The following is a 20,568-nucleotide window of genomic DNA, read 5'->3' as shown; positions in this document are numbered from 1 at the left end:
TTGTCTTTTTATTTATTCAGAGATAGACCTTTATTAGTAGTAGGGTTATTTTCTATTCAATTTCTTTTATTAAAAAGGTTGTACGAATGGTGGAACTTCTTTTATGATTAGAGAGTATGAAAAAAGGAGCGTAACAACATGAATGCTAATTTAGAAAATGAAATATTATCGCGTCGTACATTTGCGATTATTAGTCACCCTGATGCAGGGAAAACGACGATTACAGAGAAACTTTTACTATTTGGTGGCGCAATTCGCGATGCTGGGACGGTAAAAGGGAAAAAAACAGGAAAATTTGCAACATCTGACTGGATGGAAATCGAGAAACAGCGTGGTATTTCGGTTACTTCTTCCGTGATGCAATTCGATTATAATGGCTCACGTGTCAATATTTTGGATACACCTGGACACCAAGACTTTTCGGAAGATACGTATCGTACATTAATGGCTGTGGATAGTGCGGTGATGGTTGTCGATGCTGCAAAGGGGATTGAGGCACAAACATTGAAGCTTTTCAAAGTTTGTAAAATGCGTGGTATTCCTATTTTCACATTTATTAATAAGTTGGACCGTCAAGGGAAGGAGCCACTTGAGCTGATTGAAGAGCTTGAGGAAGTGCTTGGCATCCATGCGTACCCAATGAATTGGCCAATCGGTATGGGGAAAGAATTTTTAGGTATTTACGATCGTTACAATAAACGAATCGAACAATTCCGTACAGAAGAAGGCGAACGATTCTTACCAATTGATGATAATGGTGAACTAGCAGTAGAGCATCCGATGAAGGTAACATCCTATTACTCACAGGCAATGGATGATATTATGCTGTTAGAGGAAGCAGGGAATGAATACTCTGAGGAAAAAATTCGCCGTGGTGAATTAACGCCTGTATTCTTTGGTTCGGCCTTAACAAACTTTGGGGTACAAACATTCCTTGAAACGTATTTAAAATTTGCACCAACGCCACAACCTCGTTTAACAGAGGATGATCAAATTATTGATCCAGTGGAACATGATGAATTTTCAGGCTTTATTTTCAAAATTCAAGCAAATATGAACCCTGCTCATCGTGACCGTATTGCCTTTGTGCGTATTGTATCAGGGAAATTTGAGCGTGGGATGAATATGACATTATCTCGTACAGGTAAATCCTTTAAAGTGACACAATCTACACAATTTCTTGCAGATGACCGTGAAACCGTGGATGAAGCGGTGGCAGGCGATATTATCGGTTTATACGACACAGGAACATATCAAATTGGGGATACAGTAGTTGGTGGTAAAAAAACATTACAATTTGAAAAATTACCACAGTTTACTCCTGAGTTATTTGTACGTGTGACAGCGAAAAATGTTATGAAATCGAAGCAGTTCCATAAAGGGATTTTACAATTAGTGCAAGAAGGCGCGATTCAGTATTATAAAACATTGCATACAGAAGAAGTTATTCTTGGTGCAGTGGGACAATTACAATTTGAAGTATTTGAGCATCGAATGAAAAACGAGTACAATGTGGAAGTAAGGATGGAGCCAATCGGTTCTAAAATTGCACGTTGGATTGAAAATGAAGAAGATGTGAAGGAATCCATGTCTTCTAGCCGTTCAATGCTTGTGAAAGATCGCTTTGATAATTTAGTGTTCTTATTTGAAAATGAATTTGCGATGCGCTGGTTTGCAGATAAAAATGAGCATATTAAATTATATAGCCTTTTATAACAAGAAACACGGGTTGCCTTTATTGGCAGTTCGTGTTTTTTATCATCAAATAGGCTCAATATAGAAGAGAGGTAGTATGAATGGAAGCCATTTTATTGCAATATGGTTGGGTATTAATTGTACTCGTCGTCTTAGAAGGTTTGTTAGCAGCAGATAATGCAGTCGTTATGGCGGTTATGGTGAAACATTTACCAGAGAAGCTACAGAAAAAAGCATTATTTTATGGTTTATTCGGCGCACTGATATTCCGCTTTTCAGCCTTATTCGTTATTACGATATTAGTGAACTATTGGCAAATTCAAGCGGTAGGGGCAGCTTATTTATTATTTATGTCAGCTAAAAATATTTATGATTTGCGTCATAAAGACGATGAGGAAGAACAAACTACAGAGAAAACGGCTAAAAAAGGTTCTGGTTTTTGGATGACGGTGTTAAAAGTCGAAGTGGCAGACATTGCATTTGCCATTGATTCCATGCTAGCTGCCGTTGCAATTGCCGTAACATTACCAAAGCTAGGCGATTTTCAAATTGGTGGTATTAATGGTGGACAATTTACCGTCATGTTAGTTGGGGGCTTTATCGGAGTCATTATGATGCGTTTTGCAGCACAATGGTTTGTGAAGATTTTAAATAAATATCCGTCATTAGAAACAGCTGCATTTTTAATTGTCGGTTGGGTTGGTGTGAAATTAGTTGTATTAACTTTATCACATGAAAAAGTAGGGATTTTACCAACAGAATTTCCGCATTCCACAGCATGGGAATTAACATTTTGGATTGTCTTACTAGCGATAGCCTTCCTCGGCTATTTATTTGGAGTTCGCGCGAATAATAAGAAAGAATAGAATTTTTGATTCTACTTTCTTTTCTTGCTGGATTTTCTTATACTAATTGAATCAAAGTAATTAATCATGAAAGGGAGGAATGATAAAAGTGCCTTGGAAAAAAACAACGAGCAGACTTGTTACACCCTTTCAAGTGCTGGTTTCCTATTATTTTATAGCCATTGCTATTTCCTTCCTATTACTAAGACTTCCTTGGGTACATAGACCAGGAATAGAGGTTTCATTATTGGATAGTTTATTTACAGCGGTTAGTGCTGTAAGTGTAACAGGTTTGACGACTATCAATATTGCAGAGAGTTATACAACATTGGGTATGGTCATGCTGTTAATTATTTTACAACTTGGAGCAATTGGTATTATGTCACTTGGTACGTTTGTTTGGTTGCTTGTAGGGAAAAAAATTGGTATGCGTGAACGTCAATTGATTATGATTGATCATAATCAATATAATTTATCAGGTGTTGTGTACTTAATACGTGAAATATTAAAAATTTTAATCGGGATTGAAGTCATAGGCGCGCTCATTCTCACTATCCACTTTTTGAACTATTTTGATACATGGAAAGAGGCCTTATTTCATGGTGTGTTTGCCTCTATTTCTGCTACAACAAATGGTGGTTTTGATATTACAGGAATGAGCTTATTGCCATTCCATAATGATTATTTTGTGCAGTTTATTACAATGGTTCTTATTGTATTAGGAGCAATTGGTTTCCCAGTATTAATCGAAGTGAAAAGCTTTTTATTACACCGCCGTACAAATTTTCGCTTCAGTTTATTTACTAAAATTACAACGGTAACGTATGCATTATTATTTGTCGTCGGAGCCATCGTCATTTTAGTATTGGAATCTTTTCACTCTTTTAAAGAAATGTCATGGCATGAAGCGCTATTTTCTGCTATGTTTCACTCTGTTTCGACAAGATCCGCAGGGTTAACAACATACGATGTTACAACATTTAGTGAAGCAACTGATGTTTTTATGAGTTTTTTAATGTTCATTGGTTCTTCTCCAAGTTCAGTAGGTGGGGGAATTCGAACAACGACATTTGCCATTGCCATTTTATTTTTAATTACTTTTGCAAGAGGGAAAGAGGATATTCAAATATTTGGGCGGGAAATTCATTTAATTGATGTATTCCGTTCGTTTGTCGTTATTTTCCTTGCCTTCTTTATGGTATTAACAGCAACGATGATTCTACTTGTTACCGAGTCACATGCCACATTAATTCAAATTATTTTTGAGATTACATCGGCGTTCGGAACGTGTGGAATGTCTTTAGGGATTACATCTGATTTGTCTGTTGTTGGCAAATTGATTATTATTTTGCTCATGTTTGTTGGACGTGTAGGGCTCATCTCATTCCTTTATACGCTTGGTGGCGGTGGAAGAGGCAAAAAACCAAATTATCATTATCCAAAAGAACGTGTTATTATCGGATAGATTATTTTGAGAATTATTGAAAATGAAAAATGCTGAAACGTTGATTTACTAACGCTTCAGCATTTTGTATTCGATTAGTTATAAACGCCGTTAGCATACACATACATAGTGATGGTGCCTCCGCTTGCTGTTCCTGTTGAACTAGTATACGATACACTAGAGTTAACCCTTAACATAACAGTGTTATTATTAGTAACAGTAGTTCCTGTTACTTTCAAATCCGAAGAAGTGGGTTTATTAATTATCTTAGATGAATAACTTGTAGCACCTACTATTTTGCCATCAGATATACATGTTGCAGTTATGAACATTGTACCAAGGTTAGCGTTATTATAAAGGTCAGTCATTATAACAGTCTTAGATGCAGGTATTTGTGCTTGAGTTAATGTTGGAAGAACTCTAAATTCAATCCCGTTGATTTCGTAAACTTGCTCGGAAGTGTCTGTAGCATCAAGTGTGAGGTGGAAACCTTCTTCTGAGAATTCTTCAGTTTCTGTATTTTGTGCAAAAGCAGCAACTGGTGTTACCATACATAAAATCATTGTCAATATACTTAGTATCCATTTTTTCATTGTTAAATTCCTCTCTTTTCATTTTTTCAATAATTACTTCGATTTTGAAGTAGCCATCACATCCTTAAAGTAAATCTTGCTGTATGCGATAGTATAAGTGATTTATTAGTATAAGAGAGAAAACTGCATTGGAATTACTATGGTGTAGATTTCATATAACGCGGTGTAGTACCTATAGGGTTCAAGCTTGGAAAGGGTAGATGATTATTGTTGGTTACCCAGCCAGTAAAACGAAATGTAAATTCTACTCGTTCATCTGTATTCTTTTTATCAATATCCCGTACATAAGCTTTTAATTTACTTTCCAAGTAGTTTGGTTTGGTGAAATCTTTAAATGGTATAGATTTCAACTCGTTAAAAGGTAACAAATAGGCTTCAATAAGTGCATTGAGTTCATCATATTCGATTGGTGCAAGTAGTTCATAATCATATTCAATATTGATGACTGTTGTATATTTTTCCTCATATTGCTCATGTATAATTTCGATTGGATAGTGGTATCTTGCTTCAGTCGCAACTGCACCTGGTGTCACATCATGGTAGAGCTTTTTGTTGATAGTAGGCTCATGTGGTACAGCTTTTCTATCCACCATATTCTTTGGATAAATAATGAATTTATCTGTTGCAAAGTTACCTCTAGATGCTCCTTTTAAAATAGAGTCTTTCATAAATGTGTCGTCTAAATAATTTAGAGGTTTACTGGAGATAGCGAAAACGGAACTAGCCATTATGCCACTTGTTGTAAAGAGCATCAGTAGTACCAGTATCATAATACCTGATTTTTTTTTGCTCGTATCCATAATGGAAACTATTCTCTTTTTTAAACCTTGTGTGCTACCTATAAAATTTGTAGAAAAGACACTAGTCGCTCTTTTTAGCTGTTCAGTACGCAGTATCGTTTGACTGTACGTTTTTTTTGATTCAATCGTTGCATTTTTTGTCGCCGCCGCATCACAGGAAAGTTCACAAAGGTTGTCCAATTCTCTAGCAAATAGGTAAAACAGTGGATTAAACCAGTGAATACTACGAACGAATAATACAAAGGCTTTATACCATAAATCTTGTCGTTTCAAATGGACTAACTCATGTTTGATGATCATGTGTAACTCGGCTTCTTGATAGTCATTACTAGGCAGCCAAATCGTATGTTTGAAAAATCCGACTAACATAGGTGAATGGATACAATGAGATTCTTTTAAGGTAATCTCTTTGTTAATATGCAGCTCCTTTTTCACTTGTTCAAGCAAATGAAGGGTGCTAGATGCAGTTAAGGTTTGTCCCCATCGGTTAACCGTTCTTAGAAAACGATAATGTCGTATAAGATGAATGACCACAAATACAATGATTCCTATAATCCATAGTATTGCTCCTAGTTGCCATATAGAAAGTGTTGCCACTGTTTCTACAGAGGAAGATATAAGCGTTATTTTACTACTGGTAGCTGGTACAAGGACTGATTTAGATGGTACTGGTTCTAGTTCTGTTAGTTGGACAAACTTAGTTGTACTATTGAATGTAAAGGGAAAAATAAATCCTAAGAGAATGCTAAGCCAACCATAATAGAGCCATTTAGCACGATATCTTTTTAAAAGGATAGGTGTGATACTCATAAAAAGTAATCCAATAACAGTCATTACTACAGTTCTAAATAACAAACCAACCATGATACTTTGCATACTAATCCTCCTTTTCTTCTACCCATTTAAGCAAAGAATTTAAATCTTCATCAGAAATGGTATCGGCCTTATAAAGCGTGCCTACTAAATTCATAAAAGAGTTTTTATGGTAGAGTTTCATAAAATGAGTTGTTTCAAATTGTAAGTATTCATTTTCTTCTACTAATGGATAATACAATCGCTCTTTTCCTCTTTTCTCACTACGAAGAAATCCGCGTTCTATTAACCTGTTCATAAGGGATACAACGGTTTGAATCTTCCATCCACTCTCATTGCCGACCTTTTCCATTATGAAGCTTGTTGTGATGGGAGGTGAGCTTTCCCAAACAATTTTCATAATTTTAAATTCTGTTTCAGGTAATCTTTTCATAATAGCATCCACTCCTATTTAAGACGTTTGTATTAATTATATAATACAAACGTCTTAAATGAATGTCAATATAATATTTGGAAGAAATGGAATAAGAATTTTCAATATCCATAACATGTACCACCGATAAGATAAAAAATCCCTGTGACGATTGTTCACAGGAATTTAGTCAATTAATTCATTTGTAATGTGGCGAAATATGGCTGTTGACCTTGACGGAAATAGGCGAGTAGATAGCCTGCATTTGGCACAATTCGACCTTTTGTAAAATTAGTATAGTCAAAATGGTGTGGCACAACGAGTGTATGCTTAAATAGCTCTTTTTCTGATAAGTTGAAATCGGCAAATTCTTGTCCAGCAATTGTCGGATTTTCACGTAAAGCATTGTAGATTGTCTTTTGTTGTTCCAGTGTTGGACGTTCTTCCCACCATAATTTACGGGGTTGGAATTGTTGGGCTGCCAAATAATCAAGCTGCATTAAACTTTGAATAATCGCTAAATTAGCACCTTCTACTGTTTCTAAGAAATCTAATAATCGACGGAATAAATCCTCAAGCTGATGACCAATACGTGACCAACCTTTTGTTTCCCAATACGTTCCGAAATTTTGGAAAAAATCAAAAGGTGTTTCAAATACTTCTGTCACTAAATATTCAATCGTATAATCCATGCGATGGGCATTCCAATATTTCTCTAAAACATCCTCTGCATGCTTGATACGCACAATTTCGTCAAAAGTTAACATATTATTTGAGAAAATTTCATAAGGTGCTATATCGACATAGGTGTAACCAAATTTCTCAGCCTCTAAACGCAGTCCTGTGCCTCGCAGTAATTTTAAGAAGCCAAGCTGTAATTCTTCAGGGCGCATGGCGAAAACATCGTTAAATGTTTGACGGAAGCTTTGGTAATCTTCTTCAGGTAAACCAGCGATTAAGTCTAAATGCTGGTCGATTTTTCCACCATCCTTGACCATTGTCACTGTACGTTTGAGCTTGTCGAAATTTTGGCGACGTTTAACGAGTGTATTGGTTAAGTCATTCGTAGACTGTACACCGATTTCAAAGCGGAATAACCCTTTTGGTGCATTGTCATTTAAAAATTGAATGACTTCGGGGCGCATAATATCTGCTGTAATTTCAAATTGAAACACGACATTAGGTTGATGCTCGTCAATTAAAAATTGGAACATTTCCATAGCATAGCTGCGGCTAATATTGAAGGTACGGTCAACAAATTTGATAGTACGAGCGCCATGGTCCATTAAAAAACGGATATCTTCTTTTATTTTTTCACGATGGAAATAGCGTACACCTACCTCGATAGAAGATAAGCAAAATTGACAGCTAAAGGGACAGCCACGGCTTGTTTCGATATATTGAATTCGTTTACCCAAATGTGGTAAATCCTCTTCAAAGCGAAATGGGCTAGGCAATTCTCGTAAATCAATTTTAGGAGGTTGCATATGAATTTTCACTTTATTGTCTTCTAAATAACAGATGCCAGGTACATCTTCTAATGCAATTTCACCAGCTAAATGACGTAGCAATTGCTTGAAGGATGTTTCGCCTTCACCCATAACAATAAAATCAACTTCCTCCATACGACGTAGCCAATGATGTACATCGTAAGATACTTCTGGACCACCCAATATGATTTTGACATGTGGGCAAACCGTTTTTAACATTTTGACAACATGAAGAGTTTCTTCGATATTCCAAATATAACAACTGAATCCAACAATATCTGGATTTTTTTGAAACAAATCTGCTACAATGTTAAATGCAGGGTCTTTAATCGTATATTCTGCAATAATTGGATTAAATTCAGGTAATGCAGCACCTTTTAAATAACGTAATGCTAAATTCGTGTGAATGTATTTCGCATTTAAAGTCGTTAAAATAATATTCATACAATAATCTTCCTTTCAACATATTATTGTAGCAGTCAAGTAGCTATCATACAATATAATCCTTTTTACCTATTTATTTTGTCAATAGTTCATGAAATAATTTTAAATACTTGAATTTACTAAATTTTGTAATAATAAAATAAAATTATCATAGAGTATAATAAAGATTTAAAAATGAAAGTTTTTACTCCTTTGAAAGGTTCGGTGAGAAAGTTGAAGCAAAATGATATTAATCAATGTTTTGAAAATCTTGAGAAAAGTACTTCGTCACCAACGCTTATACTGAATAAACTAGGAAAAATTTTAATTGCTAATGAGGCTGCAATTGAGCTTATTAATGCCAATTTTGCCTACATGGATCGTTTAATAATGGACGAGCCATCCACTTTAAAGTGGGAGAAATTCGTTAATCGTTTATCAAATGACATAGAATTAACGGAAAATTTTAATATTATAACGGATGATAATGAATATGTTATGCTATCTTTTCACTGTGTATATGAAGCACGTACAGGAAGAATTGTGGCACAAATTTCAAAATTACATTACGGTATTGTACATGAGCAATATGGCTATAAAAGACAGAGAACGGCACCAACATTTAATGCGTATAATCATTTGCCATATGCCGTTATTATTAGTGATGCAAGCGGTATTATTTGCATGTTAAACGATCAGGCTGAAATGTATTTGAAAATTCAAAAATCACAGCTACTTAATAAAGCCCATCAGCATATATTCGATACTTTTTCGCTTCAAAAGGAGCAAATTACAGAATATCTTGCAAAGCTGATGGGTGAGAAGCATGCGAGCATTCATGTTGTAGATGAAACAGCCAATCGCCAAATTTGTTACTACCAAATTTCGAGCATTTTTGATGAATATAATAATATTATTGTCACAGTCATTCAAGATGAAACAGAGAAAAAGGAATTAGAGCATGAGATAGAGCATCAACAAGCCTTAAATGTTGTTGGACAAATGGCAGCCTAGTATTGCACATGAAATAAGAAATCCGATTACATCTTTAAAAGGTTTTACAGAGTTGCTTAAGCTGAATGCGGATAATGAGTCACTCATGTATTTATCTGTGATTGATACTGAGCTACAGCGCATGGATCAAATTTTATCAGAGTTGCTAGTATTATCTAAGCCAGCTAATATGAAAGTTGAATTGGTGGAGCTTGATTACTTGATGAAGCAAGTAATTGAATTTATGCTACCAGATGCGATTATGAAAAATATTATGATTCAATATTCCGCAACTAGTCCCATATATATTGGTGGCAATAGTGGGCGTCTGAAGCAAGTATTTATTAATTTAATCAAAAATGCCATGGAGTCAATGCACACTGGTGGAACCATTACAGTTGAATTGAAAAAGATAGATTGTTCCATGGTAACAGTAGTAATCAAAGATGAAGGAATGGGTATGGATAGCCAAACACTGCAAAATCTATTCCAGCCATTCTATACAACAAAATCGACAGGTACTGGATTGGGACTAGCCTTTGTGAAGAAAGTAATCGAGGACCATGAAGGTTTTATTAGTGTGGATAGTGAGCTACAGAAGGGAACAGCATTCCAATTGTATTTCCCAAGCTGTACGTTTAATAAAATTGATATTTCTATGGATGAGTCTGCTTATTTATTAACATAACAAGAAAAAATGAAGAAATATGTTGCGACTTTTGACAATTCTTTTCTAAAATCGCTATAATGGCATTTATAGATGAGCGAATTGAGAGGAAAAGAAGCATGAAATCAGAGGATATCAAACAATCATTAAAACTATACATTGTATTGTCGCGTGCACATAAAGCCATTAATGAAGTAACACATCAATTTTTTCAAAATAATGGGTTAAACCCTACAGAATTTGCTGTATTGGAGTTGCTTTATCATAAAGGGCGACAACCACTACAGCAAATTGGCAATAAAATATTATTAGCAAGTGGCTCTATCACGTATGTCATTGATAAACTTGAAAAAAGAGGTTATTTATCACGTGTGTCTTGTCCATCAGACCGTCGTGTGACATATGCTGAAATTACAGAGGCAGGCTCTACGTTTATGGATGAGCTATTCCCGAAGCATGAGCAGCATTTACATGAATTAATGAGTGCTTTAACGAGTGAAGAAAAAGATGAGGCGATTGCGCTCTTAAAAAAACTAGGTCTATCTATTAAAGATTTGTCTTATTAAAAGGCTGTTGAGAAAGTAATTTACTTTCCCAACAGCCTTTTGTTGTACTACGCTTACGCACAGAAAAATGCGTTGTTTGAAGCGTTTATTATTTTTTTGAAATCGTTGTTGCCATCGTTAACATCGCATTTGTTAAGTCTAATTCACTGTTATCATGAATAGTTAATTTTGTAATTAATTGATCTTTTTCAAATACAACACTTACTACTTTTTCAGTGTCAAAATCAACAACAGTGCCTACGATATTTTTCACATCTTTGAACATCGATAGTTCTTCGGCAGGTAGATCAATTGTGCTACCAACGGCATTCATATAATCTTGCATGGATGTTTTAATCGTATCAAAGTTTGTTTGGGAAGCATCAAATGTTTCAATACGCATAAAGACCTCATCATTTTCTTTAGACACTAACAGATCTTTACCAGGCTCTTCTTGTGTCAATGTGAATGCAGGTAGTTGTTGAAGCTGAAAGTTCTGTGCCTCACTACCAACTAATGTTGTTTCTTCCGTTTTATCCACACCTTTTTGTACATAGGTTACTTCTTGCTGTGATTCAGTAGCAGGTTCTTCTTTTGTGCTTTCATCAGTAGACGCTTCATTTTCATCGGTAGTCTCTTTAGTTGGCTCTTGCTCAATTTGTGTATTGGCAGGATCATTTTTCTCTGAGCCAGAGTTCTCTGTTTTTTCAGTGGTGTTACAGCCGACTACTAATACCGTTGTTAACAGTAATACAAGTAATGATAATAATTTCTTTTGCATGAAAAGCCCTCCTTTATACATTAAACGTCTAGCATAAGAAACGGTTGCCAAATGTTAATGTTATGATGTTAAAGGTAATACTAAAAATAATAGTAATATGAACACTACATGAGCTACAATAATGAGTGGCATACTTTTGCGCCATTCGTATAAAAAGCCCCAGACGATGCTTGCTATAAAGGCTGCTATCACACCTAACAAAAAGCCGCTAAGCGCAATAGAGAGTGCACATAGAATAGCTGTTGTAATCACAGCAAAAGCAGGACGCATGAAGCGTTTTAACTGTTGCTGAATATAGCCACGCCAAAATAATTCTTCGCCAATAGCGATAATAAAAACAAGTAAAATATAATGCCAAATATTTTGGGGTCCATATTTTACTAAGAAATTGTGAACAGATTGAACAAATGAATTGTTAATATAAGGTGTGAGCCAATAGCCAAACCGTACAATACCATAAATAATTGTACCGTATCCTATACCGAAAAGTAAAAATTGCCATGTCGGTAGCTGATCTTCAATATTCCCTGCTAAAATTGCTACGGCAATACATACTAACAATGTGAACGCATATAAATACCAAAATACTGGTGGGTTAGCAAAGGTGAAAGCAAGCATACCATAAACAAATAATAAAGAAAGGAGTAGTGTTATTGTATGTTTAGAATTTGTAAGCATTATCCGACCTCCATATTTTAATTTTATCAAAAAAAAAGCCCTATATCATCTATAAAGATAATTAGGGCTATTCAGACTATTAAGCTTCGTTTAAAATTTTGTAGCGTTTATGGTTGACCACTGTTCTTTCTTCAATTCCAAGAGAGTCGAAGTCTTTCATATATGTTAGATTGACAATTACTGAATTTTCATTTACCTTTTCGACGATACCTTGAAAACCGTTTTTTAATTCGATAATATTACCAACTTCAGCTATTTTCACAGACAATCCGCACCTCCATTGCTTAATATTATATAGCCTGTATTAAAAATTGTAAAACGTAAAGTTTTTTTGTATCAATTATCATAAATTGAGTAAAAATGAATAAAAAGGAATCGATAACATGGAAAAATACGAAGAAATGCTCCTGCAATTAGAAAAAGGAGAACTACAGCAAATTGAAATAACAAAAGAACAATTTTATGAATTTAGAGAAATACTTGTTAAACATCCACTGTTTAAACATTTTAGAGGAGAGGCCAAGCAAGGTGGCTATATTATTTACACATACCAAGACATACCAAGAAGTTAATTTGTCGAATATTGTCGTAAGTTAATGCTGTAAGAAATGAAATATAATTGTATAATAATGGTACGACTATTTGAATGTGAGGGGTGTGTGAATGGGTAAACTACTTTTGAAGCAAATGGAGAAAACACGTGAAATGATGATTCGTTCTGGTGTGGAAAACGGGTTGCAAAATGTGAAGACCATTCAACTGAGTCGCCGACTAGATCAACTAATGAATACGTATTATAGGCAGATGGCACTTGAAGAAGAGAAACATGAGAGTGAGTAACGAGTATAGACTGATTTTAGTTAACCATTATTGTACAGACTGTATCAAAATCTTTAGCAGGCTTTTTAAAAGCTGTATAACATTCGCATTCCTCATTAGAGCAGTGAGAACTTTCTCACTTGCTCTTTTTTTGATTTAAAAGCAGTGGTAAGCCTAAAAATAGTGCGCTGTAATAGGTAGGTAATATAACTACAAGAAGAGTTTGAATTATTGCATTTGTTCTACTACACTGAAAATATATGATGAAAAGGGGCAATTACATATGGAAAAAGAACGAATTGCATTTATTGGTACAGGCGTGATGGGGGCAAGCATTGTCAAACATTTATTACAAAATGGAAATGAGGTAACTGTGTATACACGCACGAAAGAAAAGGCAACATCACTTTTAGCAATGGGAGCAAAGTGGGCAGATTCGCCAGCAGAAGCATTTAAGGATGCACAGATTGCGCTCACAATGGTCGGTTATCCAGCAGATGTAGAAGCGATTTATTTTGGGGAACATGGTTTGTTACAGGAGACAACAAGGGGACGTATTGTCATCGATATGACAACCTCTGAGCCAACTTTAGCAAAACGAATTTTTGATTATGCTGATAGCTTGGGGATTGAGGCGTTAGATGCACCTGTTTCGGGTGGGGACATTGGTGCACAAAATGGAACATTATCCATTATGGTTGGTGGTAAACAGGAAACATTTGAAAAAGTACTACCACTAATGCAGCATTTTGGCGGCAATATTGTGTATCAAGGTGAGGCGGGAGCAGGTCAACATACGAAAATGTGCAATCAAATTGCGATTGCCTCAGGGATGATTGGCGTATGTGAGGCATTAGCCTATGGATTAAAGGCTGGATTAGAACTGTCGACGGTTTTACAATCCATTTCAGCAGGTGCGGCAGGGTCGTGGTCGCTCAGTAATTTAGCACCTCGCATGATGAAAGGGGATTATGCACCAGGTTTTTATATCAAGCATTTCGTAAAAGATATGAAAATTGCTTTAGATGAATCGCAAAAAATGGGCATTACATTACCAGGCCTAGCACTAGCGTATGACATGTATGAAAAACTAGTTGAGGCTGGCTACGGTGAAAATGGGACACAGGCATTAATGAAAGTCTATGATGTTTTGTAAATAATATTAAGTTTATTTAAAGAAACGCTATTTTTAATGCGAAAAAAATTTTTTTCACTATGATTAGGAGAGTGGAGGTGAGCCAGTTGCAAAATCATACTGGACAAGTACAGCATCGCAGTCAGTTAGCATTATATTTATCCCTACCAATTTTATCATGGGCATTTTATGATTTTGCCAATACAATATTCTCCTCTAATATTAATACGGTGTTCTTCCCGTTTTATATGGATGAAGTATTAGGAAAAAATGAAACCATGCAGCAAGTTGCCAGTACATTTATCTCTTATGCCAATGCAATAGCGAGTTTCTTTTTAGTAATCTTTTCTCCACTGTTTGGCGTATGGACAGATAGTACAGGTTATAAAAAGAAATATATTGTCTGGTTTGCATCCATTTCAATTTTATTCACCTTTATGATGGGGATTTTTGCAAATTGGCAGACACCTATTCATTCTTCAGGTGTACCGTTCAATTTATTTTTAGTCGTTGCTAGCTTTGTCATTGCAAAGTTTTTCTTCAACTCTAGCCTTATTTTTTATGATGCAATGATGGGTGATTTAGGGACAAAAGAGGAAATGCCACTTATTTCTGGTTACGGTGTAGCAGTTGGTTATTTAGGAACGATTTTTGGACTACTTGTTTATATTTATGTAGGAGATAGTGGATTTCATCGAGCCTTTATTCCAACCGCTATTTTATATTTACTATTTTCATTGCCTTTATTTTTCATTAATAAAGATGTGCCATTGCCGAAAGCACAGCGTAAAACAGTAAAATTTATAGATGGCTATAAGGAGATTTTTCAAACTTTTAAAGATATGCGGCAACATAAAGCCATTTTCACCTTTATGATTGCATATTTTTTCATTAATGATGCCATCTCCACAACCATTGCAATGATGGCTGTCTATGCGACGGCTATTGTTGGCTTTTCATCAGGCCAATTTATCATCTTGTACTTAGTATCGACGATTTCAACCATTATTGGCTCCCTTGCCTTTGGCTATATTACAAAATCCATTGGTGCAAAGCGGGCTATAACATGGGTAGCATTATTAATGATTGTTGCTTTAACATTGGCAGCACTAGCCACACAGCAGTGGATGTTTTGGATTGCTGGTAGTTTATTCGGTGTATCATTGGGCTCTATGTGGGTGACATCGAGAACCTATATTATGGAATTATCACCAACTGCAAAACGTGGCCAATTTTTTGGGTTATTTGCCTTTTCAGGTAAAGTATCCTCCATTGTAGGACCAGCTATTTACGGAACAGTGACACTATGGCTAAAGGATTACGGCACATTAGCTAGTAGGGTCGCTTTGTCTACATTAATTGTACTGACTGTTATCGGCTTATTTGTCCATTTAACCGTAAAGGATAAAAATAGCAAGTAGGAGAAATATAATAGCTATGATACAATTGCTATATAAGTAGATACCGAAAGAGAAAGGGTTGGGATTGCTGTGGAACATAAAGGGATATTATTAGAAAGTGGTACAAATGAGCTAGAAATCGTTGAATTTGAAGTAGGTCATAATAAGTTTGGTATAAACGTAATTAAAGTCAAAGAAATTATTCAGCCAATTCCAGTAACATTTATTCCTCACGCACATCCTCATGTGGAAGGAATTATTCAATTACGTGGTGAGGTTTTACCTGTTGTTGATATGTTAAAGGTACTAGGTATTCAAGGAATGGAACGCAATCCACAACAAAAATATATCGTTGCTGAATTTAATAAGCAGCGTGTTGTATTCCATGTGGATAATGTGACACAAATCCATCGTATATCTTGGAATCAAATTGAGAAGCCTTCTGATATGTATCAAGGTGGTACATCGCAGGTTATTGGCGTAATTAAGCAAAATGAGCAAATGATTTTATTACTAGACTTTGAAAGAATTATGGTTGATATTAACCCTGAATCAGGTATTAGTGTAGAGTCTGTTAAAAAATTAGGTAAACGTGAGCGTTCTGAGAAACGTATTTTGATTGCAGAGGATTCACCGTTATTACGCAAGCTATTATTCGATACAATGAACGAAGCAGGCTATGACAATGTTGAATTTTTTGAAAATGGACGAGATGCTTACGAATATTTAGAATCGATTGCTAAAAATGGTAGTGACATAGCAGAGCATGTGCAACTGGTGGTAACAGATATCGAAATGCCACAAATGGATGGACATCATCTGACACGTAAAATTAAAGAACATCCTGAGTTGAAAAAATTACCTGTTATCATTTTCTCAAGTTTAATTACAGATGATCTTCGCCATAAAGGTGACCAAGTTGGTGCGGAAGACCAAATTAGTAAACCAGAAATTGCAGAACTTATTTTGCGCGTCGATCAATTGATTTTATAAAGATACTGCACATATTAATAATGGGTATCATTAATAAATCAGTAAAGCTAGATACCCTTGTACTAGGTATCTGGCTTTTCTATTTATCTCAACATGGATAAGGACGTGAGCTTATTGGAAAAATTAAAAACAGCGATTATCGATATAGGGTCAAATACAATTCGATTAGTATTATATCAGTACGATCAGGAAGAGGGACTTCGTGAGCTAGGGAATATTAAAACGGTCGCACGTTTGCGCACGTATTTATTGCCTTCTGGTGAGATGTCTGAGGAAGGTATACAAGTATTGACGGAGACATTGCAAACCTTTAAAGCGATGCTGGATGATTTTGAAGTATTTGATGTAAAGGCTGCGGCAACGGCTGCCATTCGTCAGGCTTCTAATCGAGAGCAAATTATTACACAAATGAAAGAGCGCACAGGCATACAAATTGAGCTTTTATCAGAAGAAGAAGAGGCATACTACGGTTTTATAGCAGTGGTGCATTCATTAGGTACAAAATCGGCTGTGACCATTGACATTGGTGGTGGTAGTACGGAAATTACTTTATTTAAAAATAAAAAACTTCAAAAATCACATAGTTTTCCATTCGGTACGGTGTCTTTAAAACAGCGCTTTGTGAAAGGCGATACAATTAATAACGATGAGAAGCAAGAGTTAGTTGCTTTTGTTAGAGAGCAATTTCAGTCGCTGCCATGGATTCAAAATACAGGCTTACCTGTGATTGCAATCGGAGGAAGTGCTCGTAATATTGCACAAATTCATCAGCAACAACGAGCATATCCGATAGCGAGTGTACATGGCTATGAGATGGAGAAAGCTAGTCTTGATGAGCTAAGTGGATTTTTAGGGAATTTAAATTTCAATGATTTAAAATTGCTAGATGGTCTTTCAGTGGATCGTGCAGACATAATTGTTCCCGCATTAGAAGTGTTTCGTGTCTTAATGGAGGTTGTAGAGAGCCCGACATTCCAATTGACGAAAAACGGCTTGCGTGAAGGGCTGATTATCCAACGTATTTTACAAACAGATGAAAATGCATTTGATCGTTATGATGTTTTTGAAGGAACGGCTCGAAAATTAGCACGGCAGTATGGACGTACAGAAAAAGAGGTAGATTATTTATTAGGCTTAGTAGAGCAGCTCTATCAGCAATGCTGTCACTTTGGTTATTTACCATATAATTTGGCTGATTTGGAATTATTAAAAAGAGGAGCAAAGGTATTTAATATAGGCGAATATATTGAATTAGGCTCTTCTAGTCAACATACGTTTTATTTAATTGCTAATCAATCGATTGATGGCTTGAACCATGTAGAGCGTGTGAAATTAGCACTGTTAGCATCTTATAAAAATAAAGATTATTTCCAACGCTTTGCAGCACCATTTATTGAATGGATTAGTCGTGATGAGCTACGGAAAATTCGTGATTTTGGCGCATTATTAAAATTCATTTATGCATTAAACGTCTCCAAACGAAATATTGTACAGCATATTGAGTTACATAGTGCAGAGGGGTATGTACAGGTCGATATCACAACGAAACGCAATGCAGTGGCAGAAAAATATCAGGTGAATCGTCATAAAAAACATTTAGAGCGTGTATTAAAGCTTCCTATCCAAATAAACTTTATTGAAGAAGGGTTGAATACAGATGACAACAGAAATGACGAATAATGAAGTAACAGAGGAACAAGTGTCTCAAGACGATGATTACAAGCAATTATTAGAGGAAATTGCTAAGCCACAATATTATAATAACCGTGAGTTAAGCTGGTTAGCTTTCAATGAACGAGTGCTAGAAGAAGCGGAAGATACAAATAATCCGCTGCTAGAGCGTCTTAAATTTTTAGCCATCTTTAGCTCTAACTTAGATGAATTTTTCATGGTACGTGTAGCGGGCTTGCAGGATCAGGTGCGTGCGGGTTTTCATAAGCCTGAAAATAAGTCGGGCTTAACACCGAAAGAGCAATTAGCTAAAATTGCTGAGCGTACACAAGCATTAGTACGTCGTCAAACAGAAATTTACAAACATTTAGTTTATGATTTATTGCCTCAACATCATGTACATATTGCCGATATAAAAGACCTAAACGGTGAACAAAAAAACTTTATCAATGAATTATTCACAGAGACTATTTTCCCTGTCTTAACGCCAGTAGCAGTAGATGCGTATCGTCCATTCCCTATATTACTTGGAAAAACATTAAATTTACTTGTATTATTAGAGCAAGATGGGACAGACTTAGAAGGGCGAGACAAAGTAGCGATTGTCCAAGTACCATCTGTATTAGATCGCTATATTAAAGTACCTTCCACAGATGGGGAAAAAAAGATTGTCCTACTAGAAGATGTGATTGTTGCGCATATTGAGAAGTTATTTTACGGTTATAGTGTAAAATCAGCTCAAGCTTTCCGTTTAACACGTAACGCTGATTTAACGATTCATGAAGAAGGCGCAAGGGATTTACTTGTTGAAATCGAAAAAGAACTGAAGAAACGTAAATGGGGCGTAGGTAGCCGTTTAGAAGTTCGTGAAGGTGAAATGAACGAAGACGTTTTAAAATATTTATTGGATGAATTTGAAATTGAAGAATCCGATGTTTTCCATATTGATGGACCACTGGATTTAACGTTTATGTTTTCATTTGTGAAAAAAATTGGTGTTGGACTAGAGCATTTAGAGTATGAAAGCTTTATCCCACAACCACCATTGGATTTACAATCAGATGAAAGTCTTTTTGAAAAAGCATTACAGCAAGATATTTTCTTCCATCATCCATATGAATCCTTTGCACCGATTGTTGATTTTGTCGCAGAAGCGGCAGTCAATCCAGATGTGTTAGCGATTAAGCAAACTTTATATCGTGTAAGTGGTAACTCACCAATTATCCAAGCATTAAAGTTAGCGGCGGAAAATGGTAAACAGGTGACAGTACTTGTTGAGTTAAAAGCACGCTTTGATGAGGAAAACAATGTGCATTGGGCGAAGCAACTAGAGCAAGCAGGCTGTCTTGTTATTTATGGAATGAACAGCTTAAAAACACATTCCAAAATAACATTAGTGGTGAGTCGTAAAAACGGAGCAATTGAACGCTTTGTGCATCTTGGCACAGGAAATTATAATGATGCAACGGCGAAAATTTACACGGATATGGGGATTATCACGTCTGATAAGGAATTTGGTATTGATGCCACGAACTTCTTTAACTTTTTAAGTGGTTATACAGAAAAGCCAACATTTAATCATTTAGTTGTAGCACCATTTGATATTCGTGATGAATTTATTGAATTAATCGACGAGGAAATTGCTTGTCATAAAAAGCATGGCAATGGCTTTATTCGTGCTAAAATGAACTCTCTAACAGATAAAGATTTGATGATGAAATTATATGAGGCATCTATCGCAGGTGTAAAAGTTGACCTTATTATCCGTGGTATTTGCTGTATTCGACCAGGAATTCAAGGAATTAGCGAGAATATTACGGTGACAAGTATTGTTGGTCGCTTCCTTGAGCATTCACGTGTCTATTGGTTCCATCATAATGGTGAAAATAAAATTTATCTATCTTCAGCAGATATGATGACACGTAATATGATTAAACGTGTAGAAATTTTATTCCCTATATATGCAAATGATGCAAAAGAGCGTATTATTAACATCATGAATACGCAATTAATGGATACAGCAAAAGGACGTATTCAAGATTTGAACGGTAAATATCATTATAAAGAGTTTGACCGTAGTGAAGCGCCACTGAATAGTCAAGAGATTTTCCTACAGGAAGCTAGAAAGACAGCATTGGACGAAGAATAAAATGGCACGTTATTTAGTGAAATATAGAATTAATCCCTATCACTTAGCTAATGTTTTTGCTAAGACAGCACAAGCCTTTTAACAGTAACATAGGGATAGTGACGCTGGCGAGCAGTGCGTGATTTTTTCACGCACACTACGCAAAATAAAGTAAAGTTTAAATTTGGAAGGAGAGAAGGCGATTCCTCCCCTCTCTATGCGTTTGCTTAGAGGAAGGAGTCT

Annotated in this window: 20 protein-coding genes; 13 read left to right on the top strand and 7 right to left on the bottom strand. The window is 35.7% G+C overall.

The window, feature by feature from the left end; all coding sequences use genetic code 11:
- Positions 1-138: 138 nt before the first annotated feature.
- The 3 genes from OPF91_RS04045 (at position 139) to OPF91_RS04035 (ending at position 4,005) form a co-directional block, all read left to right on the top strand.
- Entirely contained in the window at positions 139-1,716 is a 1,578-nt protein-coding gene (locus tag OPF91_RS04045) for a peptide chain release factor 3 (RefSeq protein WP_264987401.1), read from the top strand.
- Positions 1,717-1,796: 80 nt separating this feature from the next.
- On the top strand, positions 1,797-2,561 hold the full coding sequence (locus OPF91_RS04040; protein WP_264987400.1) for a TerC family protein: 765 nt from the start codon (positions 1,797-1,799) through the stop codon (positions 2,559-2,561).
- A gap of 88 nt (positions 2,562-2,649) precedes the next feature.
- Entirely contained in the window at positions 2,650-4,005 is a 1,356-nt protein-coding gene (locus OPF91_RS04035) for a TrkH family potassium uptake protein (protein ID WP_309297407.1), read from the top strand.
- A 74-nt stretch (positions 4,006-4,079) separates the two neighbouring features.
- Here the strand turns inward: OPF91_RS04035 and OPF91_RS04030 are convergent, their stop codons facing one another.
- From OPF91_RS04030 to OPF91_RS04015, 4 genes are all read right to left on the bottom strand, one after another.
- Positions 4,080-4,577, bottom strand: a complete 498-nt coding sequence (locus tag OPF91_RS04030) for a hypothetical protein (protein WP_264987398.1) — start codon at positions 4,575-4,577, stop codon at positions 4,080-4,082.
- Positions 4,578-4,714: 137 nt separating this feature from the next.
- Complete coding sequence (locus OPF91_RS04025) at positions 4,715-6,253, bottom strand: M56 family metallopeptidase (RefSeq protein ID WP_264987397.1); 1,539 nt, start codon at positions 6,251-6,253, stop codon at positions 4,715-4,717.
- Position 6,254: 1 nt separating this feature from the next.
- Positions 6,255-6,623 carry a BlaI/MecI/CopY family transcriptional regulator gene (locus tag OPF91_RS04020; RefSeq protein WP_264987396.1) on the bottom strand — a complete coding sequence of 123 codons (369 nt, stop codon included), beginning with the start codon at positions 6,621-6,623 and terminating at the stop codon, positions 6,255-6,257.
- A 173-nt stretch (positions 6,624-6,796) separates the two neighbouring features.
- Positions 6,797-8,536 carry a B12-binding domain-containing radical SAM protein gene (locus OPF91_RS04015; RefSeq protein WP_264987395.1) on the bottom strand — a complete coding sequence of 580 codons (1,740 nt, stop codon included), beginning with the start codon at positions 8,534-8,536 and terminating at the stop codon, positions 6,797-6,799.
- Between the two features lie 213 nt (positions 8,537-8,749).
- Between OPF91_RS04015 and OPF91_RS04010 the strand changes: the two genes are divergently transcribed.
- The 3 genes from OPF91_RS04010 (at position 8,750) to OPF91_RS04000 (ending at position 10,741) form a co-directional block, all read left to right on the top strand.
- Positions 8,750-9,529 carry a PAS domain-containing protein gene (locus OPF91_RS04010; protein WP_264987394.1) on the top strand — a complete coding sequence of 260 codons (780 nt, stop codon included), beginning with the start codon at positions 8,750-8,752 and terminating at the stop codon, positions 9,527-9,529.
- The gene (locus tag OPF91_RS04005; RefSeq protein ID WP_264987393.1) at positions 9,507-10,196 is read left to right on the top strand and encodes a sensor histidine kinase; all 690 of its coding nucleotides are present in this window, start codon (positions 9,507-9,509) and stop codon (positions 10,194-10,196) included. Before OPF91_RS04010 ends, OPF91_RS04005 begins: the two co-directional genes overlap by 23 nt.
- 98 nt (positions 10,197-10,294) lie before the next feature.
- Positions 10,295-10,741 (top strand): MarR family winged helix-turn-helix transcriptional regulator, encoded by a 447-nt coding sequence (locus tag OPF91_RS04000; protein ID WP_264987392.1) that lies wholly within the window; start codon positions 10,295-10,297, stop codon positions 10,739-10,741.
- An 88-nt stretch (positions 10,742-10,829) separates the two neighbouring features.
- Here OPF91_RS04000 and OPF91_RS03995 read toward each other — a convergent pair whose 3' ends face one another.
- From OPF91_RS03995 to OPF91_RS03985, 3 genes are all read right to left on the bottom strand, one after another.
- The gene (locus tag OPF91_RS03995) at positions 10,830-11,501 is read right to left on the bottom strand and encodes a hypothetical protein (RefSeq protein ID WP_264987391.1); all 672 of its coding nucleotides are present in this window, start codon (positions 11,499-11,501) and stop codon (positions 10,830-10,832) included.
- A 60-nt stretch (positions 11,502-11,561) separates the two neighbouring features.
- Positions 11,562-12,179: a CPBP family intramembrane glutamic endopeptidase gene (locus OPF91_RS03990; RefSeq protein ID WP_264987390.1), complete on the bottom strand. Its 618-nt coding sequence runs from the start codon at positions 12,177-12,179 to the stop codon at positions 11,562-11,564.
- Positions 12,180-12,258: 79 nt separating this feature from the next.
- On the bottom strand, positions 12,259-12,441 hold the full coding sequence (locus tag OPF91_RS03985) for a YkvS family protein (protein ID WP_264987874.1): 183 nt from the start codon (positions 12,439-12,441) through the stop codon (positions 12,259-12,261).
- 121 nt (positions 12,442-12,562) lie between these two features.
- Here OPF91_RS03985 and ykzS point away from each other — a divergent pair, with 121 nt between their 5' ends.
- The 7 genes from ykzS to OPF91_RS03950 all read left to right on the top strand — a co-directional run bounded on the left by ykzS (position 12,563) and on the right by OPF91_RS03950 (position 20,346).
- Complete coding sequence (gene ykzS, locus OPF91_RS03980) at positions 12,563-12,751, top strand: protein YkzS (protein WP_264987389.1); 189 nt, start codon at positions 12,563-12,565, stop codon at positions 12,749-12,751.
- Between the two features lie 91 nt (positions 12,752-12,842).
- The gene (locus tag OPF91_RS03975) at positions 12,843-13,019 is read left to right on the top strand and encodes an aspartyl-phosphate phosphatase Spo0E family protein (protein WP_264987388.1); all 177 of its coding nucleotides are present in this window, start codon (positions 12,843-12,845) and stop codon (positions 13,017-13,019) included.
- A 262-nt stretch (positions 13,020-13,281) separates the two neighbouring features.
- The gene (locus OPF91_RS03970; RefSeq protein WP_264987387.1) at positions 13,282-14,154 is read left to right on the top strand and encodes an NAD(P)-dependent oxidoreductase; all 873 of its coding nucleotides are present in this window, start codon (positions 13,282-13,284) and stop codon (positions 14,152-14,154) included.
- Between the two features lie 59 nt (positions 14,155-14,213).
- Positions 14,214-15,554, top strand: coding sequence for an MFS transporter (locus OPF91_RS03965; protein WP_264987386.1), 1,341 nt, complete (start codon positions 14,214-14,216; stop codon positions 15,552-15,554).
- A 69-nt stretch (positions 15,555-15,623) separates the two neighbouring features.
- A complete protein-coding gene (locus tag OPF91_RS03960; protein ID WP_309297406.1) occupies positions 15,624-16,526 on the top strand; it encodes a chemotaxis protein in 903 nt (300 codons plus the stop codon).
- A 114-nt stretch (positions 16,527-16,640) separates the two neighbouring features.
- The gene (locus OPF91_RS03955; protein ID WP_264987385.1) at positions 16,641-18,206 is read left to right on the top strand and encodes a Ppx/GppA phosphatase family protein; all 1,566 of its coding nucleotides are present in this window, start codon (positions 16,641-16,643) and stop codon (positions 18,204-18,206) included.
- Positions 18,184-20,346 (top strand): RNA degradosome polyphosphate kinase, encoded by a 2,163-nt coding sequence (locus OPF91_RS03950; protein WP_264987384.1) that lies wholly within the window; start codon positions 18,184-18,186, stop codon positions 20,344-20,346. Before OPF91_RS03955 ends, OPF91_RS03950 begins: the two co-directional genes overlap by 23 nt.
- The last annotated feature ends 222 nt before the right edge of the window (positions 20,347-20,568 follow it).

This window comes from Lysinibacillus piscis (genome assembly GCF_026012395.1).
In the GTDB taxonomy this organism is placed as follows: domain Bacteria; phylum Bacillota; class Bacilli; order Bacillales_A; family Planococcaceae; genus Lysinibacillus; species Lysinibacillus piscis.
The sequence above is the reverse complement of the archived record's forward strand: the minus strand, read 5'-3'. Positions and strand labels throughout refer to the sequence as shown.

Coding starts and splice junctions, on each gene's coding strand:
- OPF91_RS03995 (WP_264987391.1), bottom strand. CDS start 11,501: ATGCAAAAGAAATTATTATCATTACTTGTATTACTGTTAACAACGGTA.
- OPF91_RS03950 (WP_264987384.1), top strand. CDS start 18,184: ATGACAACAGAAATGACGAATAATGAAGTAACAGAGGAACAAGTGTCT.
- OPF91_RS03990 (WP_264987390.1), bottom strand. CDS start 12,179: ATGCTTACAAATTCTAAACATACAATAACACTACTCCTTTCTTTATTA.
- ykzS (WP_264987389.1), top strand. CDS start 12,563: ATGGAAAAATACGAAGAAATGCTCCTGCAATTAGAAAAAGGAGAACTA.
- OPF91_RS04025 (WP_264987397.1), bottom strand. CDS start 6,253: ATGCAAAGTATCATGGTTGGTTTGTTATTTAGAACTGTAGTAATGACT.
- OPF91_RS03975 (WP_264987388.1), top strand. CDS start 12,843: ATGGGTAAACTACTTTTGAAGCAAATGGAGAAAACACGTGAAATGATG.
- OPF91_RS03965 (WP_264987386.1), top strand. CDS start 14,214: ATGATTAGGAGAGTGGAGGTGAGCCAGTTGCAAAATCATACTGGACAA.
- OPF91_RS04020 (WP_264987396.1), bottom strand. CDS start 6,623: ATGAAAAGATTACCTGAAACAGAATTTAAAATTATGAAAATTGTTTGG.
- OPF91_RS04045 (WP_264987401.1), top strand. CDS start 139: ATGAATGCTAATTTAGAAAATGAAATATTATCGCGTCGTACATTTGCG.
- OPF91_RS04040 (WP_264987400.1), top strand. CDS start 1,797: ATGGAAGCCATTTTATTGCAATATGGTTGGGTATTAATTGTACTCGTC.
- OPF91_RS03970 (WP_264987387.1), top strand. CDS start 13,282: ATGGAAAAAGAACGAATTGCATTTATTGGTACAGGCGTGATGGGGGCA.
- OPF91_RS04000 (WP_264987392.1), top strand. CDS start 10,295: ATGAAATCAGAGGATATCAAACAATCATTAAAACTATACATTGTATTG.
- OPF91_RS04030 (WP_264987398.1), bottom strand. CDS start 4,577: ATGAAAAAATGGATACTAAGTATATTGACAATGATTTTATGTATGGTA.
- OPF91_RS04015 (WP_264987395.1), bottom strand. CDS start 8,536: ATGAATATTATTTTAACGACTTTAAATGCGAAATACATTCACACGAAT.